This window comes from Sphingobacterium sp. UBA7855, from assembly GCA_002500745.1.
Taxonomy (GTDB): Bacteria; Bacteroidota; Bacteroidia; order Sphingobacteriales; family Sphingobacteriaceae; genus Sphingobacterium.
Window position 1 is genome coordinate 171,567 of sequence record DLST01000001.1, and the last position, 17,222, is coordinate 188,788.

Sequence of the window (17,222 nt, forward strand, 5' to 3'; positions counted from 1 at the left end):
GAGCTGCGATTTTTTAAGCTAAAAAATCGACGACACAAATGACGGTAAATTCTAATTCAGCAACAAGTAAATTTGATCATTATCGCTAATTTTACAAAACATAAGGCAATAAGAAGCCCTTTTTTTAATGCCAATTTATAGCGCAGCGAGGTTTGGTGCATTCACCGTTGAACGGATTCGTCTGACAACCAAAAGGCAAGAGATTAAAATTAATTGTCAAGAAGATTTTGTCGACTGCTCATAAAATATTATATTTTAGTAATTTTTTAAATTAAGAAACATAAATAGAAATGTCGTTAATAAATTTATCAAGACGCGTGGCGTTGGGAATAGATATTGGGGGGACCAATACGAAGTTTGGCGTGGTCAATCATCGCGGTGAAGTGCTTGAAAAAGGGAGCATAAAAACAGATGATTATGAGACAGTAGAAGAGTTTATTGATGCGCTGTATGAAAAGGCACTTCCTTTAATTGAAAATTTTGGTGGCAAAGACAGTTTCGATGGAATTGGAGTTGGCGCCCCAGATGCCAATTATTATACTGGAACAATAGATCATGCGCCCAATCTTCCGTGGAAGGGCGTTATTCATTTCAGCGATTTAATGACTACCAAGTTTAGTATTCCTTGTACCATCACCAACGATGCGAATGCCGCGGCTTATGGTGAGATGCTTTTTGGTGCAGCCCGAGGAATGAAAGATTTTATTATGATTACCTTGGGGACGGGTGTCGGTAGTGGTATCGTGGCTGGAGGAAAGCTTATTTATGGTCACGACGGATTTGCGGGGGAGTTAGGTCACACGATCGTGAAACCCGGAGGGAGGAAACATTGGAGCACAGGTTCTGAAGGGAGTTTAGAAGCGTATGCTTCCGCTACGGGAATAACGATCACGGCAAAGAAAATGCGGGCTGAATTTCCCGAATCGATGTTAAATCAATATCCTGAAGATGCTATAAATTCCAAAACTGTCCATGAATGTGCAATGAAAGGAGACGCAATAGCCATTGAAGTATTCCGATATACGGGGCAGAAGCTTGGTGAGGCCTTGGCTAATTTTGTCATGTTTTCATCTCCTGAAGCAATTCTTTTATTTGGCGGTGTCATTAAAGCCGGAGATTTTATATTGAAACCCGCTAAATTGCATATGGAAAGAAATCTTTTCCCATTGTTTAGGAATAAAGTGAAACTTGTCTTTAGTGAATTGGAAGAAGCCGATGCAGCAATTCTAGGGGCAAGTGCATTGGTTTGGGAAAAATAAGCATTTCTATCACTTGCATCATAGACTACAATTATCTTTATGCGGGCTAAAGGCATAGTCTTTGCGGATAGATTGATTTAAACTCACAAATTATATGAAAAAGATCGTATTTCTTTCCCTGTTGCTATGCGCAGCTTTATTTTCGAAAGCAGACCAACTGCAGGCCCTTACACAGAAGCAGGCCGAAGCAGCTGTTGTTTACCTAAAGAAAGAGCCTATTATTATTTTGTGGTGCAGCTGCTGCGACAACCAAATTCCTCAAAAAATATCGGTAAATGAAGTTTATTATAAGAAAGATTCCGATGGAAAATATTATTCTGTTATCGTAAAAGGCCGAGATGAAAGCGGGATGGAAGTAGAAGAAGATGTGGATTTGGCTTATGTATTTGTAAAAAAAGGTAAAAAAGCGAAAAGTTTAGGGAAGGTTTTAAAATTTGAATGCGATCCTTGTACAAAACCATTCGATTGGTCTGCTTAATTGATGGAGCAAAGAGGACATTCTAAAAAAAATCCCGAAAGTAACGTTCGGGATTTTTTTTGTGCGGAAGAAGGGACTCGAACCCCCACGCCTCGCGGCGCCAGATCCTAAGTCTGGTGCGGCTACCAATTACGCCACTTCCGCATTAGGATTTCTTATAGGACAAATATAGAAACGAAAGTATGATATTGCAAGTATGGAAGATATATTCTGTGCTTTAAATACGGATCATCCTGTTTATGAACACAATATTTTTCACCACAATGCTTATATTTTTTTTATCCTCTAGTTTTTAAGTAACCTTTTCAAGCCATTTCTCTATTAAAATACTGCTGCTCGATGAAAATTTTATAGGATAAGAAACGTTTAAAAAATTGTGGTCATCATAAAGCCATTCATGTAACCATAGTCTTCTAAGTAGCATGATACGTATTTTTACTCGTTTTTCAGGAACTTTAACTTATTTTATTTTAGCTCTTTCTTTATGTAATTTTTAATGATCATCTTTAGTCTGTTATAAGCATAAAATTTGAGTCCATTACACAATCTTTCTGAAGAGACATTAATTCTTTTATTAAAAAAGAAGAATCAACAGGCTTTTAGTTATCTTTATGATCACTATGCCGATGCACTCTTTGGGGTGGTTTGCCGTATCGTTATTTCAAATGAGCATGCAGAAGAAGTAATACAAGACGTCTTCGTCAAAATTTGGCGGTATATCGATGTCTTTGATGAGTCGAAAGGCCGTCTTTATACCTGGATGATTAACATCGCCCGTAACACAGCACTCGATCATCGAAAATCAAAAGCAATTGTTAACGAGCAGAAAAACCAACCGCTTTCAAATATCGTAAATAGGGAAGAAGAACAGGATCAAAGTCAGGGTGGATTACATATAAAGTCAGATTTTATTGGTTTCAGCACTATTTTAGATAAATTAAAGCCTGAATGGCGTATCTTGATTGAAATGGCTTACTATGAAGGTTATACACAACAAGAGATAGCCGAACAACTTGATGTTCCGCTTGGGACGGTAAAAACCCGTACCAGGGCAGCATTTATACAGTTACAACAACTATTAAAAGAGTACCGTTAATTTTGGATATTAAAGCATACATATCATCGGGGATTATTGAATCGTACGTTTTGGGGCTCGCATCCGAAGAGGAAGTGAGTATCTTAAACTGTATTCGAAAAAATAATATCGAAGTGGAACAGGCCATCGCGGAAGCAGAGATAGCACTCGAAGAGCTGGCCGATAACCAATCGATTGAAATGCCTATGCAGTTGAAACAAAATATTTGGAATAAGCTCGTTGCGGAGAATCTGATACCAAGCGAAGGTGGGGAAGTTAGCGAAATACAATCGGATTCTTCGGCCGACCCTCATGAAGTGGTTGTTATGAATTCAAATAGGAAAGCATTTGTTAAACGATCTTACGCGTGGGCCATTGCAGCGAGCCTATTGGCGGCTGTTAGTATCGGTACAAATATATACTTATATCAACGTGAACAAGAGTCAGTCAATAAATTGAATCAGACAGCGATCTTATTTGATGCCCAACAGGAAAAGCTCGCGATATTGCAGGATAAATGGACACTTGTTGAAAATCCTACGATTAAGACAATCCCTCTTAAGGGAGTAGAGAATAAACTGGATTATCGCGCCTTGGTATTTTGGGATCAGTCATCAAAGACAGTCTATCTGAGCATTGAACATCTGCCCCCGGCACCCAAAGGAAAGCAATATCAATTGTGGGCAATGGTTGATGGTAAACCCGTTAGTGCAGGAGTTTTCCCACTCGACGTAAAGACAGATATCGCAAGTAGGATGCTGGACATTGCTAAAGCGCAGGCGTTTGCTATTACACTCGAGGATGAAGGTGGAAAAGATGTGCCCACACTCAGTGCATTATATGTGATGGGTAGTATATAAGAATAATCCTGCGCAATAACTTATTGCCATACCACTATTAATGCTTCCCAAAATCTAAGCTTCTTTTGATTGAATGCCCACTTCTATGGGCACAGTATTATTAAATGTCAGTTGATAAATTTTGATAAATTCAATGCAGAAGTTAGTTTACATTTAGTATGCTAATAATTTTCGATGCTTAGTTTTTTAAAATAAAAACTTTTTTAAAGTAGAGATGTTCATCTTTATATTTACAATGCTATTCTCTCTGTTGGTCTGCCTTTTTGTATAGAGCAAAGTACACTAAATTTAAATCTATCTATGCGGGCGGAAAGGGGATAATTGAACCAAGCTATACCTTAGTACCTATAAATACGTAGAAGAAATAATTGATAACCAATACGGGTTTTTAAATGAATGCTAAATTATCGCCAGCAAATGAATCAGATCGGATACGTGTTTTGCACGAATACGAAATTCTAAATACAGCAAGAGAGGAAGAGTTTGACCGCATCACTAAAATTGCATCGCTTGTATGTGGTACGCCAATTTCTCTAATTTCATTTGTTGATAAAGATAAGCAATGGTTTAAATCGCGCGTAGGGTTAGATACTGAAGAAACAAAAAGAGAAGTATCGTTTTGCCAGTACACACTTCACGAAGATCAGTTAATGGAAGTGGAAGATGCCGAAAAAGACGAGCGTTTCAAATCCAATGAATTGGTGACTTTAGCACCCCATATTCGTTTTTACGCAGGCTTGCCACTCATTGATCCCAATGGGTATGCACTAGGTACACTGTGTGTTATCGATCGTGTTCCGAGGCAGCTCGATCAATATCAAAAGGAAATTTTAAGACTTCTGCGAGATGAAGTCGTCACACTGATCGTCAATAGAAAAGAAAAAGAGAAGTATAAAGAAAGTGAACAGAAGCTGAAAGCATTTTTCGAAAACTCTCAAGGACTGATGTGTACACACGATCTGAATGGTAATTTCATAACCGTGAATGATGCTGGGGCCAGAATTCTGGGTTATACAAAAGAGGAGATTCAGTCACGATCCCTTTTTGATATTGTTCCCCCCGAGGGACATCAAAATTTACAAGAATACCTACACGCAATTGTACAACGAGGAATTATCAAAGGGGAAATGCGTACCATCACACGTTCGGGCGAGATGCGTGTTTGGATGTTTAACAATATTCTACAAAACAGTACGAACAAAGTACCTTATGTGATTGGAAATGCCGTGGATATTACTGAGCAGCATTTTCTGGAAAAGAAACTTAAACATGCGCAGGCAACTTTAATGCGAACGGGTAGGGTGGCTAGGATTGGTGGTTGGGAATATACACCTACTGATGGGAAGATTGTATGGTCGGAAATTACCAGAGAAATTCATGAAGTACCTGATGCATATGAACCAAACTTAACAACTGCACTGAACTTTTATAAAGAAGGGGAATCTAGAAATAAAATAAGCCTTGCAATTGAACATGCACTCAAGACAGGAGAGCCTTGGGATTTGGAACTCGAAATTGTCACATTCACGGGGCACATCCTTTGGATACGCGCGTTGGGAAATGCCGATTTTGAGAATGGACATTGCGTTCGTTTATACGGTACTTTTCAGGATATTGACAAACGTAAACGCATCGAAGCCGAGTCCTCGCATTCCAAAAAAATGCTTACAGAAGTGTTGGATGCAACCTCCGCGGTCGCAATTATTGCAACCGATAAAAATGGTGTAATTACATTATTTAATACAGGAGCCGAAAATCTTTTGGAATACAGCAGTGAAGAAGTCATTGGAAGATTAGGTCTAGCACATTTTCATTTGAAAGAAGAACTCGTTTTGAGGGCTAAAGAAATGGAGGTTGAATTGGGGCGGCTACTGGATGAATATCGTATTTTTTCGGATATCGCTGACTTACACGGCGCAGAACAACGAGAGTGGACCTATTGTAGAAAAAATGGAAGTAGATTACATGTTTCGTTAGCAGTTACTCATATACGCGATATAAATGAAGATGTCATTGGTTACCTTGCTATCGCAACAGATATCAGCAGAATCGTCTATCAGCGTGAGGAGCTTGAAAAGGCTAAAATAGTGGCGGAGCAGGCAAGTGTAGCAAAAACCCAATTTTTGACGAACATGAGCCATGAACTTCGTACGCCTCTAAACGGAATTGTTGGCTTTACCGATTTATTGCTCGGAACCGCACTTGAGGATACTCAAAGGGAGTACCTCACTATCGTTGATCAATCTGCCAATTTATTGCTTGGAATTGTCACTGATATTCTAGACTTTTCTAAAATCGAAGCAGGTAAATTGGAACTGGATGTTGAACAGACCGATCTTTATGAATTGGTTATTCAATTGACAAACTTTCTTAATATACAGCTCAAAGCCAAAAAACTGGAGTTTTATTTGAATATCGCTCCCAATGTACCAAAATACATCTGGGTTGATGCGCTGCGTATCAAGCAAGTATTAATGAATTTGCTGAGTAACGCGACTAAATTTACGGAGAAGGGCACCATTGAACTCAGCATTTCAGTCGAATCGGAAGGTCCTCATCAAGCTGTGTTGTGTTTTAGCGTAAAAGATACAGGTATAGGTATCAAACAAGAAAAATTAGAAAAGATATTTGAAGCTTTTTCACAAGAAGATAACTCGATGACTAAACGGTATGGCGGGACTGGTTTGGGACTGACAATATCGAATAAATTGCTTCATATGATGGACAGTGAATTGAAAGTTGAAAGCATTTTTGACGCAGGAAGCCGCTTCTTTTTCCATCTTCAGGTTGCTGCTATTTGGGAAACAGATGATTTGGAAGGATTGGGCAAAATAAAGGACGTGCTCATTGTTGCTGAAGAAGAGTCTGAACGAAATCTTTTGGCTCGAATGCTGTCTTTAAAAAATATTAATGTAACCCAAGCAAAAACTGGATTTGAAGTAGTACAAATGTTGAAAGGGGGACGCCGTTTTGATTCGATTTTGATTGATAACCAATTGCCTATTATGAGTGGTATTGAAACCATACAGCATATTCGCGAAAAACAATACGATAGCAATTTTGAGCAGCATATTATTCCTATTTTTAGTGCTGACCGGCACAATATAGCTCAGCTTTGTCAGCCTCTTGCCATAACTTGTTGGTTAGTCAAACCTGTGACGCAGCAAGCCCTTTATGCAGCGTTAGTAAAAAAGTATATTGCCTAGTAATAACCGACTGTTTGTTTAGCACTATTGAATGTCTTTGCGTGTTGTATTATCCAATAGCTGCTTTGGTACTCAAGCTAGTCATTAACCACAATGAAATATCAATACGAGCTATTGATTTTCAACGATATAATTTATAGTCTTCCATAAATCAAGAGGACAGCAATTATCGCAAGTTTCGGATTTTTTAAGGTTTTCTTTTAATATAGTTTTGTGGGAACTAATAACTATAACATTATGCAAGTTTTTAAAGATAAAACCATCCTGGTTACAGGAGCCAATAGAGGAATAGGTAAATCACTGGTGAGCGCACTGCTTAATTTGGGAGCAATAAAGATATATGCCACCTGTAGAAATTTGAAATCGATGCCATTATTCGATGATGAGCGAATAGTCCCCTTACAACTAGACATAACGGACGATGAACAGATAGCGGAGATTGCAAATACTGCTTTCGATACAGAAATTCTGATCAACAACGCGGGCACCTTAAATCCGGGAAACATGTTACAAGGAGAACTGTTGGGCATGGAGAACGATTTAGCCGTGAATTATTTTGGGACAATAAAAATGATGCGTGCATTTGCTCCAATTCTTGTTAAGAATAGACCTTCTATAATGATCAATATTGTTTCTATTGCGGCATATTCTCCGTTACCCTCAATTGCTGGCTATGCGGCCTCAAAAGCAGCGCTTTATTCGGCTACACTATCCGTACGCATCGAATTGGCTAAAGATGGTGTAACCGTGTATGCCGTAAACCCTGGGGCTATTGACACGGATATGAACAAAGGAAGCGATTGGGAGATGCCAGATCCGGATACAACAGCGGTGAAAATATTGGACTATGTATCCGCCGGAAAACTAGACATCGTTCCGGATGATATGGGGCAAGGTATGTATGCTGCATGGAGGGAAGATCCTGAGAAATTGTCAAAAATGTTTTCGGATCTTTATTACATAGAAAAATAGTTTATAAATCTTTCGGTACCTATAAGCTTCTTTATAGGGCCGAATAGCTAGCAGGGTAGAATAATAAGCAATTCACAGCGCGTATCAGCTACGATCGGCATAATCTCGTCGGCGACATAATCGCTGTGAATGCGGTTACCACCAAATGTGAATATTATTCTTTTGATTGTAGGTAAGGGAGGCGGTATTGCTCATTAAATCTTTTTTTGTCATCCCGATAGCTGCTAACTGCTCCTAGTTTATGCATTATTTTAATATAACACCACGCAAGGTCTATTTGGTAGGGTTTGAAACCACTACGTGCACTCTTGGGGTATAAATGATGGTTATTGTGCCATTCACCTGCTACAATGCCAGGCCATAATTGATTTATGGATTTGTCCTTCTCATTAAAATCGACGCCTTCCCGTTGTTTGTCTTCGCCTTTTGCATGACCTTCATAGTTGAAGGTTCGGACCCCGACAGCCCAGAAGCCAGCCGCCCCAAAGAGTGTGCAAGCAAGGGCATGACCACCAATCAGATAAAATATGGCATACCAAAAGGCCCAATTAAGGATCCACGACCACACGGCGTGCGAGGGATTGACATAAGATCCCCACTTTTTATATTGTGCATAGCTATTGGCTGTAACACCTGTGTGTCGCATAAGTAATTTGACCCGGTTATATGAATTTTCCGTCAGGTCCTTAGCAATAGGCTGATGATTTACATCGGCTAAGAAACAGTATAGAAAACCAGCTTGCGCATTGTAAGGATCACCGGGTTTATCCGATTTGGCATGATGCACATGATGCGAAATCACATATATTTCTTCGGGAATGACATTGATAGTCAGATTTTGTGTGACGAAGCGCCAGAAACCGTTACGGAATTTAAATGCACCATGTGTGGCAAATCGATGATGCCATATCGTGCCATGGGTTCCCATAACAATCATACTATAGAGGAAGGCTGCCAATACTGTCCACCAACTGAAGTGGTACACCAAAAAGAGGATAAAAAAGGGAATTAGGCAGGCTACCTTTAACCAGCTAAAAAAGGGTAGCCAATTTCGCTTATCCTTAAAAATATTGAGACGTTTGAAGAATTCTTTGAATATTTCTCTTTTGGTCGGCTTTACGAGGTTTCCATCGGTGTCTTTCCATCCGTAGGTAGGAACTTGCAGAACGTGGTCTAAAAAGGGCATTTGTGGTTGATGTAAATTCTAATTTTTGTTAAAGTTACCATATTACAAGGTTAAAAAGTGTTAATCTTAAAAGTTTAACATATCCTTAAGATGTATTTTGGCGTAGTGCTTTATAATTGCATCGGCATTTTTGATTAGAGATCGGATAAATTGATGCGTCAACATATCCAATATAAACAGATGTTCTACTTTAGAAACATTGAAAGTGGTTGCTTTAAATTTTCGGTAAAATTGTCGCTTTTTGTTCGCAAATCGCTTACGTTTTAAGAAAGACTTTGGATAACAATTTTAAAGATCGAAACATTAAAATATGATGCAAACTTTTTAAAGATATGCAGCGTTTATAAGGGATAAAACCACAAAATTTATTTAAATGTCTAATAAAAATGTACCGCAGAAGGTGAATGACCATCTTGCTAATGAGCGGACTTTTCTCGCTTGGATACGAACCAGCTTAGGGATTATGGGCTTTGGATTTGTAGTCGTTAAATTTTCATTATTTATTCGTCAGATAGAGCTCATTTTAAAGAAAGATGTCGTTGTTGGCTCCCAGCATGAATCCTCTGGCGTTGTCGGAGTTTCTATTGTGGTCATTGGTGCATTGACGGTTATCGTTGCTTTCTTAAAATATCGTAAAACAAATAAGCAAATCGAGGACGAGAACTTCGTTCACACTTCGAATAGTATCACGATTGTAGCCGTATTGATATTTGTTATCGGTCTTATTCTGAGTTGGTATCTTATTGACGGTCTTTAGGGCGCTGAAATTATTGTATTAAAACCGACTCCTATTTATATCAATCGGTTTCCAAATAGGTCTTCCGCAGCGTCGTAAAAGCCCGATCGGTATCCAAATCAAATTTTATTTGACTTGGAATAATCGGTTATTCCAAGTTTGTTTCCGAAAGGATCGTTAAATTCGACTGCTAGACCTGTCATGATATCAAATGGCTCGCTTAAAAATACGATCCCCTTTTGCTTTAAAGATTCATAGGTTGCCTTAACATCTGCAACGGTAAACCAAATACTTGGTTTTGCCTGTTGTGCCGAACTCAGTATGATCGCTGGTTCATTGTCGCCTACTTTAAACGCAGTCATGCCTTTTGCTGGAAAGTCAAATTTAGTTTTGAGCCCAAGTTGGTCTCGATAAAATTTTTTGGCTTTATCCAGGTCATCGACCGGTATAAAGAAATTGTCGTAATCCAATAATAGGTTCATGGTAATCAGGGTTTAATTTGTGATAAGTCTATTCCAAATGCTGTCAATTGCGATTCACCAAGTTCAGTGATATAGAAGTTTTTATCTGGGGGATCGTTTTTCGCCAACCAACCTTTTGTTATCAAAGTTTCAAGTAGGAGCTGGCCGAGTTTACCGCCGATATGTTCATAACATAATTTTGCGGGTTTCAATTTGTCGTTTTTGTTCATTTTTGTCTTTTTGTTATCGTTTACTTTTTGATTTATAATTCCTTAGCTGTAAAATTATGAAAATGCGAAGGACTGAAAAATGATAGAGATCATTCATTTCAGTGGTTCTTTGACACGACGTAAAGCATATCTCTTTTGTTTTTGAAAAACAAAATGTGTCTAAACGTGGTATCTAGAATGGAATTTTATTGTATATGGAAAAGGAAAAGGATAGCGAGTCGCAGGTAAGGCGTTTATTTGAACGTTTCAATACTCAAATAGCAGACCCCGCTTATATAGATGTTGACTTTTTGGTTTCACTGGTGGACGTCGTTCGTCCAAAGCATGTGAATTTATATGTTCATGCCGACATCCAATTTTTACTCGACTATTTTGAAGCATCACCTGAAGAACTTCAATTCTTCCAGCTTTATCTTAAAAGAATCCTGTTGGCCAAGGATTTTGATCAGCTGATTTCCGATACGGGCATCATTAGTTATGCAGATTTTTTTTACGAGCTAAAAAAAAGAATGACCGAACGGTATCTACCTTTTCAGCCGCCGAAGTCTACTTTACAATATCTTTTAAATCAAGTTTTCTACAAATCTAGCGATGCTGAATGGATAGCAATGATCCCTCAGGATCAGGTTGATAGGTTGTTTTGTTTATGTGGATTTCAAACGATTTATGACGATGAAACTGGCTTTGGAATGATTGAAATATTGTATGGACTGGAATTGCTGGTCCAACGTATTACAGGCCGTGCTATGGAAACAGATGTAAATAAGATGGTACCAGAATTCCAAAATTTTGATAGTCCATTTATTGCAATCATGCGGGAATTTACTGAACTGAATGATCGTCTTTTGCAATCCAATGTCAAGTTTATCCCATCCAACGATCTATCTTATAAGCAGATTTTGGTATTACATAGGCAATGCGAAGCGTATATCGAAACAGCATTCGACAATTCACATCGTTTTGGAATTTCTATCAAAGTGAATCAATCGCTGCTGCGCATGCGGCAACAATTGGAAAGAATCCGAGAAATTTTATATTTTTTGGTGATTGATCATCCAGATGAAAAGAGGCAAAAGACAGTCAAACTAGCAGTAACACTTCTTGGATACAATTCCGGGAAAAGCAATATTCGCAAATTAGTTGGACAGAGTACACAACTTTTGGCCTACGAGATTACGCATCATACCGCGCAGACGGGTGAACACTATATTACCTCAAGTGAAAAAGAATATTGGAAAATGTTCCGATCCGCCTGTGGTGGTGGCCTCATTGTAGGCGTAATGTGTATCTTCAAGTTATTGTTAGGAAAGGTACACACCAGTGAATTTGGTCACGCATTTTTATATAGCCTGAATTATGCGGTAGGTTTTACGTTAATTTATCTTTTTGGTGCAACTTTAGCAACCAAACAACCCGCAATGACAGCTTCTGCATTGGTCAACGCAATTGAGCAGGGAACTTCCGGAGCTGGAAATAACAGACATCGTTATTGGATGTTTGCTGAATTATTTGGAAGATTATTTCGGTCTCAGTTCATTGCTTTTGTCGGTAATGTTGTAATGGCTTTTCCGATGAGTCTTTTTCTTGTTTGGTTGATTCAGCAGCTGTCTCACGTTAATATTGCGAGTGCGCAGTGGTCACATCTTGTTAACGACCTTAACCCTGTAAAAACACCTTTGGTTTTTCACGCGTCAATTGCAGGCGTTTTCTTATTCCTCTCGGGAATCATTGCCGGAAGTATCTCAAATAGGGACAAGCACAATTCAGTTTATTATCGCATTCAGGAGCATCCTATGCTGAAAAAGATCTTCGGACAGCGGCAGACGAACAAAATAGCTTTGTTTTATGAGAAAAAATGGGCCGGTATCGTATCTAATGTTTGGTTTGGAATTTTTATGGGAACTACAGCTCCCGTCGGACTTTTTTTAGGTTTAAATCTGGATATTAGGCACATCACATTTGCGAGCGGGAATTTGGCATTGGGCTTATTTGGGAACGGTATGGAGTTGCCTGCCGAGATGTGGTTTTGGGGGATCTTGGGGATTGGATTAATAGGTTTTTTCAACTTTATGGTTAGTTTCTCCTTATCGTTGATTTTAGCTTTTCGTTCGCGCAACTTATCCTCGGGAGAATTGATTAAAATGGGGCGAGCCGTTTGGATCTATTTTAAGATCAATCCAAAGCTGTTCTTCTTCCCACCTCGAAAAAGTTAAGTTCTAAAAAGTTAAGTTATAATGAAGTCCAGCAACTCTTAATCAATCCCTACCAATGCAAGTATAACAGGCTAATTTCCTTCTAAACATTGATATCACCGGAAAGATCGGGTGTGTCTTCGTCGTCCTTTTTTCTCTGTGCGGCCTGTTCTGCGTCCTTATTATGGGTACGATCGTCTTTAATACCTGTTAAATCGGTATTAGGACGCTTTTTTCGTTTGGAAGTGTCCTCTTTATGACTTTCGGACAAAGCAGTGTTTGACTTCTTTGAATCTTCATCGGAGGTCGTCGTCATCATAAAAATAAGTATGCTTGCCGTACGAGATTTATTTTTCAATCTATGCATTTGCCATGTTGTTGTTTAGTAGGGAACAGCGTTCGTAGCGTTATCGTTGGTACAAACTACAGCTTACTTTCGCCAGCAACGACTTCAATAAGGTTTTCAAGCAAGGTAATTTTTATTTGCTGGCCGCTGTAGTTCCTGCATTCATCATCAATGTGTATTTTTTTGCCTTCCCATTCCAATGTCAACTGGCTTGCTCGGATGGGTTTTATTGTCAACTCTACATCGGTTCCATTCAATAGTCCGTCAATATAGTTTATAAGTTCCTGCCGTTGCTTGTCAGTTACAATGATGATGTCGAATTGTCCGTCGCCCGGATCAGCATTGGAAGATAAGATTAGTCGAGGCCCCATGCTTGGAATATTCATAACTTCGGCGAGAATACATGCTGTTTCAAAGTGACTTTCTCCTACCTTCATTTTCAGTGTTTTAGCCGGGAACGTTTGGACCAGTTCGCGTAATTGCTGGAGTGCAATTTTTATCTCTTCTTCCGCACTAAGATCTTCATCTAAACTCTTTTTGTCCATTTTCTCCATCAATAAAGGAAATACGCCGAAGCCGATGGATTCTATAAAATGGAGTGGCTTTCCTGCTAATCCCAGAATCATTCCTACATCGAACTTTTTAAGTTTACAGTCGTTCCAAAGACCAATGGCTTTTTCACAGTCAAGAGGAATGCCAAGAGAGATCGCAATATTATTTGCAGTTCCTTGTGGCAGTATGGCGATTGGTCTTTTAAATTTTAGTTTTTTTTCTAATAGCGCTAAAACTGCAGTTTTTATCGTGCCGTCGCCGCCGGCCAAGGCAATAATATCAGTTTGCTGATCGATCTTCTTGACAGCGTTCTGCTTTGAAACTACTGAGCAACTGTGTCCAAGATTTTCAATCAATTGACATAGTTCATCTTTGTCCCCATTCGTATCATCCCCAGCTTTAGGGTTATGTACTAATCTTATGTTTTTGCCATGTTCTTTCATAACAATTGAACAAAGCATGGCTGAGATTGGTTTTCAAATAAAAGAACAACTATGAATATACTTATTACCAACGACGATGGCATTTATTCGCCTGGTATCGCAGCACTGGCAAGAATAGCGAAACAGTTTGGGACAGTAAAAATTGTGGCACCCGATGTGGAACAGTCGTCAATGGGACATGCGATTACGCATTCCCGGCCGCTAAGTTATCGGCGGGCACCTATTACTTTTGAAGATGTTGAAGCTTTTAAGGTCAATGGAACGCCGGCAGATTGTGTAGCATTGGGTTTACATATGTTTCCTGATACGCAGGTTGTACTTTCCGGTATCAATATGGGACCAAATCTTGGTAATTCTATGTGGCATTCGGGTACCCTAGCTGCTGCAAAGCAGGCTACCCTTCTTGGTGTGACGGGTATTGCCTTGAGCACCCCTGTCGGAAATACCGAGCCGGATTTTGAAGGCTTATCTCAATGGACGAGGGATGTGCTAGAAATATTAATTGAAAATAAGGAACCAGTTGAAAATAAAGAACCCGCTCTTTACAATGTGAATTTCCCAGCCCAACCTCAGGGCATAGTATGGACAAGGCAATCAGTAAGGCTGTATGATGGCAGGGTGGTCGCTGGAGAAGATCCTATGGGAAGGGAAAACTATTGGATCACTGTCATACCTTTAGAACCTGCTGATAAAGGCACAGATCGTTGGGCAGTAGAAAACAATTTAGTATCCATTACACCATTACGTCTTGATCTTACCGCGCATGATGAACTTGCGGAAAGAGTGAAACGCGAGCAAAGTGAATTCAATGGAGCTAAGCGAATGTGAAAATTAAATATGAATGGAAAAAGATATGAATGCAACAGAAAATTTAATGCAAAAGGAAAGATTTCGTCCAGTTGATAAGGCTGGATTCGGAGGCGTAGCCTTGGGGAATGGATTTCAGCACCATACTGATTATGAATGTTTGAAGGCAGTAGAAGCGGCGTGGAAGGCTGGAATACGACTCTTTGACACTTCCCCATGGTACGGTCTAGGCATAAGCGAACGTCGAATGGGCTTATTTTTAAAAGATCAACCTAGGGAAAGTTTCACTTTGTCAACAAAAGTCGGTAGACTCATGTTGCCTCAAGAAGATTTTAAGATGGACCAGTTGCTGTGGAAAGGAAAATTAAATTTTGGGTACCGTTATGATTATACGGCGTCAGGTGTAAGAAGAAGCTTAGAAGATAGTTTGCAACGCTTAGGACTGTCTTCGATAGATATGGTATTTATTCATGATCTTTCCCCAGACAATGGAGATATGAAAGACAGCTATGCTTATTATTTTGAGCAAGCTGCGAACGGTGCGATGCCTGAATTGACTAAGATGAGAGAAGAAGGGCTTATTAAAGGCTGGGGGCTGGGAGTTAATACCGTTGAACCGATTTTACAGACATTGGAAGTTGCAGATCCAGACGTTTTTCTTTCAGCCTGTCAGTATTCACTGATAAAACATGAGGAAGGGCTGAATCAAGTTTTTCCTAAAGTCGCTGAACGAGGTATTTCAATCATCGTGGGAGCGCCATTATGTGCTGGATTTTTAGCTGGAAAAGATCGTTATCTCTACGATGGAAATTTTCCAGCCGGTGTAAAGGAAAAACTCAATGCATTATATCAGATTGCAAAAAATCACCATGTCGATCTTCGCACCGCAGCATTACAATTTTCGGCAGCACCCGAAGAAGTATCTGGCGTGATACCGGGCGCACATACTGCTGAACAAGCGGAGGAAAATGCAAATTCGTTTAGCGTTAAGATTCCAAACGACTTCTGGGACGAGCTAAAACACGAGAAACTTATTGAACAGAACTGTCCAGTACCCAACATGTGATGTATTTGACAAAATTTGGGGTGTGATTGGCACACCCTTTTTGAACTGATGTGAATTGGGAAATATGTTAGGCTAACTTTACGATCTGTTAATGAATAGATCATTTAAAATCTGCAGGTATAACCAGTTTAAACGTGATCGTATTATGATCTAAGTGAACGGTTATGGTCCCTTTGTGAAGTTTTGCTATTTCATGTGCAATAAATAATCCTAATCCCAAACCTTTACTATTGGAACCTCTTGTAAACGGTTCGAATAAGTTTGATAAATCCGACAGGTGCTGTGGGAATATTACGTCATTCGTGACGCTAAAAATAAATTGCCCGTCTTCAATGCTTGCATTGATCTCTATGTTTTTATCAGGATTTCCGTGCTTTATTGCATTTCCAATTAAATTTGAAAAGGCCCGTCCCATTTTATGTTGATCACAACGTATTTCAGTTGGAACCTCGATGTTGGCAATTAACTTTTTATTATGCAATAACTCATATTCTGATAGGATTTGTCTAATTAACGTATCTATTCGGCAATATTCATTTATTATCGAGGGTTTATTTTCAAGACGAATACTACTAAAATCCAATATATCGTCGATCATCCCTTTCATCCGAAAAGACGCTTCTTCTATTTTCTTTATTAAGCGTTTTTGGTTATCATCTTTTACACTTCCCATCAGGTATTGTGATATCACCTTTACGATACTGACAGGGTTATTCAGATCGTGGGCCAATGCGGTCAAAATGAGCTCTCTATTTTTAGTGTAACTAAGCTCCTGTTTCAGTTCTTTTCTTACGTTATTTAAGCCGAAAATCGTATTAAAGTTTAGGGCAATTAGATCACTGCAAACGGGGAGCAGCGTTTCTAATTTGTTTCGGTCAAGATGTACAGGCTCCGCATTCATAAAACTCATGTGTCCTACAATAGCGTCATTTTTGTTCACTATTGGGTAAGAGATATAACTTTTTAAGCCGAATTCCTGTAGAACGTGAGCCCATTGATCAACTGTACATTGTGTGCTATCATCAATGTAAATAGGTGAAAAACCTGTTCTAATCTCTTGATATATTTTAACGTATGTGTCACTGTTTTTATCGACTATTTGTTGGGAGTGATAGTCATAAACGCACCAATTTCCCCATTTTGCCCCATCTTTCTTACGTATCAATCCATATCTCATTTTGGTTTGGCTACACAGTTCCTCCAGAATACGTTGACAGGTAGTGAAGTCGCTTTTATCGGATGTTTCGTACGGTTTATTTATTTGATTTGGGATGGTCATTTTTTTTGCGTTTTTAGCTACTTGAACCCATCAACGGGTGTTCATTTCTCAGTGAAAATACAACATAATTTCCA

At 39.1% G+C, this 17,222-nt stretch carries 16 protein-coding genes and 1 tRNA gene; 10 read left to right on the plus strand and 7 right to left on the minus strand.

Annotation, left to right across the window (positions count from 1 at the left end; genetic code table 11):
- Positions 1 to 290 precede the first annotated feature (290 nt).
- Both B2107_RS00695 and B2107_RS00700 read left to right on the plus strand, forming a co-directional pair.
- A complete protein-coding gene (locus tag B2107_RS00695; protein WP_293952192.1) occupies positions 291 to 1,259 on the plus strand; it encodes an ROK family protein in 969 nt (322 codons plus the stop codon).
- 94 nt (positions 1,260 to 1,353) lie between these two features.
- Positions 1,354 to 1,737 (plus strand): hypothetical protein, encoded by a 384-nt coding sequence (locus B2107_RS00700; protein WP_293952194.1) that lies wholly within the window; start codon positions 1,354 to 1,356, stop codon positions 1,735 to 1,737.
- A gap of 62 nt (positions 1,738 to 1,799) precedes the next feature.
- Here the strand turns inward: B2107_RS00700 and B2107_RS00705 are convergent.
- Positions 1,800 to 1,881: transfer RNA gene (locus tag B2107_RS00705), tRNA-Leu, on the minus strand.
- Between the two features lie 385 nt (positions 1,882 to 2,266).
- On the opposite strand from B2107_RS00705, the gene B2107_RS00710 reads away from it, so the two are divergent.
- The 4 genes from B2107_RS00710 (at position 2,267) to B2107_RS00725 (ending at position 7,850) form a co-directional block, all read left to right on the plus strand.
- Positions 2,267 to 2,833, plus strand: a complete 567-nt coding sequence (locus B2107_RS00710; protein WP_293952196.1) for an RNA polymerase sigma factor — start codon at positions 2,267 to 2,269, stop codon at positions 2,831 to 2,833.
- A gap of 2 nt (positions 2,834 to 2,835) precedes the next feature.
- Entirely contained in the window at positions 2,836 to 3,672 is an 837-nt protein-coding gene (locus tag B2107_RS00715; RefSeq protein WP_293952198.1) for an anti-sigma factor, read from the plus strand.
- Between the two features lie 392 nt (positions 3,673 to 4,064).
- Entirely contained in the window at positions 4,065 to 6,878 is a 2,814-nt protein-coding gene (locus tag B2107_RS00720) for a PAS domain S-box protein (RefSeq protein WP_293952200.1), read from the plus strand.
- 237 nt (positions 6,879 to 7,115) lie between these two features.
- Positions 7,116 to 7,850 (plus strand): SDR family NAD(P)-dependent oxidoreductase, encoded by a 735-nt coding sequence (locus tag B2107_RS00725; RefSeq protein WP_293952202.1) that lies wholly within the window; start codon positions 7,116 to 7,118, stop codon positions 7,848 to 7,850.
- Positions 7,851 to 8,004: 154 nt separating this feature from the next.
- Here B2107_RS00725 and B2107_RS00730 read toward each other — a convergent pair whose 3' ends face one another.
- Entirely contained in the window at positions 8,005 to 9,036 is a 1,032-nt protein-coding gene (locus tag B2107_RS00730; RefSeq protein WP_293952204.1) for a fatty acid desaturase, read from the minus strand.
- A gap of 373 nt (positions 9,037 to 9,409) precedes the next feature.
- Here B2107_RS00730 and B2107_RS00735 point away from each other — a divergent pair, with 373 nt between their 5' ends.
- Positions 9,410 to 9,793, plus strand: a complete 384-nt coding sequence (locus B2107_RS00735) for a YidH family protein (RefSeq protein WP_293952206.1) — start codon at positions 9,410 to 9,412, stop codon at positions 9,791 to 9,793.
- 98 nt (positions 9,794 to 9,891) lie between these two features.
- On the opposite strand, the gene B2107_RS00740 is transcribed toward B2107_RS00735, so the two are convergent.
- The gene (locus B2107_RS00740) at positions 9,892 to 10,254 is read right to left on the minus strand and encodes a VOC family protein (RefSeq protein ID WP_293952208.1); all 363 of its coding nucleotides are present in this window, start codon (positions 10,252 to 10,254) and stop codon (positions 9,892 to 9,894) included.
- A 5-nt stretch (positions 10,255 to 10,259) separates the two neighbouring features.
- Positions 10,260 to 10,463: a hypothetical protein gene (locus B2107_RS00745; RefSeq protein ID WP_293952210.1), complete on the minus strand. Its 204-nt coding sequence runs from the start codon at positions 10,461 to 10,463 to the stop codon at positions 10,260 to 10,262.
- A 194-nt stretch (positions 10,464 to 10,657) separates the two neighbouring features.
- Here B2107_RS00745 and B2107_RS00750 point away from each other — a divergent pair, with 194 nt between their 5' ends.
- On the plus strand, positions 10,658 to 12,676 hold the full coding sequence (locus B2107_RS00750; protein ID WP_293952212.1) for a hypothetical protein: 2,019 nt from the start codon (positions 10,658 to 10,660) through the stop codon (positions 12,674 to 12,676).
- A gap of 82 nt (positions 12,677 to 12,758) precedes the next feature.
- On the opposite strand, the gene B2107_RS00755 is transcribed toward B2107_RS00750, so the two are convergent.
- Together B2107_RS00755 and B2107_RS00760 are read right to left on the minus strand one after the other, a co-directional pair.
- Positions 12,759 to 13,022: a hypothetical protein gene (locus B2107_RS00755; protein ID WP_293952214.1), complete on the minus strand. Its 264-nt coding sequence runs from the start codon at positions 13,020 to 13,022 to the stop codon at positions 12,759 to 12,761.
- A 56-nt stretch (positions 13,023 to 13,078) separates the two neighbouring features.
- Positions 13,079 to 13,996, minus strand: a complete 918-nt coding sequence (locus B2107_RS00760) for a diacylglycerol/lipid kinase family protein (RefSeq protein ID WP_293952216.1) — start codon at positions 13,994 to 13,996, stop codon at positions 13,079 to 13,081.
- Between the two features lie 51 nt (positions 13,997 to 14,047).
- Here B2107_RS00760 and surE point away from each other — a divergent pair, with 51 nt between their 5' ends.
- Positions 14,048 to 14,824, plus strand: coding sequence for a 5'/3'-nucleotidase SurE (surE, locus tag B2107_RS00765; RefSeq protein WP_293952218.1), 777 nt, complete (start codon positions 14,048 to 14,050; stop codon positions 14,822 to 14,824).
- A gap of 13 nt (positions 14,825 to 14,837) precedes the next feature.
- On the plus strand, positions 14,838 to 15,869 hold the full coding sequence (locus B2107_RS00770; protein ID WP_293952219.1) for an aldo/keto reductase: 1,032 nt from the start codon (positions 14,838 to 14,840) through the stop codon (positions 15,867 to 15,869).
- A 100-nt stretch (positions 15,870 to 15,969) separates the two neighbouring features.
- Here B2107_RS00770 and B2107_RS00775 read toward each other — a convergent pair whose 3' ends face one another.
- The gene (locus B2107_RS00775; protein ID WP_293952221.1) at positions 15,970 to 17,148 is read right to left on the minus strand and encodes a GAF domain-containing sensor histidine kinase; all 1,179 of its coding nucleotides are present in this window, start codon (positions 17,146 to 17,148) and stop codon (positions 15,970 to 15,972) included.
- Positions 17,149 to 17,222: the final 74 nt, after the last annotated feature.

Coding starts and splice junctions, on each gene's coding strand:
- B2107_RS00695 (WP_293952192.1), top strand. CDS start 291: ATGTCGTTAATAAATTTATCAAGACGCGTGGCGTTGGGAATAGATATT.
- B2107_RS00700 (WP_293952194.1), top strand. CDS start 1,354: ATGAAAAAGATCGTATTTCTTTCCCTGTTGCTATGCGCAGCTTTATTT.
- B2107_RS00720 (WP_293952200.1), top strand. CDS start 4,065: ATGAATGCTAAATTATCGCCAGCAAATGAATCAGATCGGATACGTGTT.
- B2107_RS00725 (WP_293952202.1), top strand. CDS start 7,116: ATGCAAGTTTTTAAAGATAAAACCATCCTGGTTACAGGAGCCAATAGA.
- B2107_RS00730 (WP_293952204.1), bottom strand. CDS start 9,036: ATGCCCTTTTTAGACCACGTTCTGCAAGTTCCTACCTACGGATGGAAA.
- B2107_RS00735 (WP_293952206.1), top strand. CDS start 9,410: ATGTCTAATAAAAATGTACCGCAGAAGGTGAATGACCATCTTGCTAAT.
- B2107_RS00740 (WP_293952208.1), bottom strand. CDS start 10,254: ATGAACCTATTATTGGATTACGACAATTTCTTTATACCGGTCGATGAC.
- B2107_RS00745 (WP_293952210.1), bottom strand. CDS start 10,463: ATGAACAAAAACGACAAATTGAAACCCGCAAAATTATGTTATGAACAT.
- B2107_RS00750 (WP_293952212.1), top strand. CDS start 10,658: ATGGAAAAGGAAAAGGATAGCGAGTCGCAGGTAAGGCGTTTATTTGAA.
- B2107_RS00755 (WP_293952214.1), bottom strand. CDS start 13,022: ATGCATAGATTGAAAAATAAATCTCGTACGGCAAGCATACTTATTTTT.
- B2107_RS00760 (WP_293952216.1), bottom strand. CDS start 13,996: ATGAAAGAACATGGCAAAAACATAAGATTAGTACATAACCCTAAAGCT.
- surE (WP_293952218.1), top strand. CDS start 14,048: ATGAATATACTTATTACCAACGACGATGGCATTTATTCGCCTGGTATC.
- B2107_RS00770 (WP_293952219.1), top strand. CDS start 14,838: ATGGAAAAAGATATGAATGCAACAGAAAATTTAATGCAAAAGGAAAGA.
- B2107_RS00775 (WP_293952221.1), bottom strand. CDS start 17,148: ATGACCATCCCAAATCAAATAAATAAACCGTACGAAACATCCGATAAA.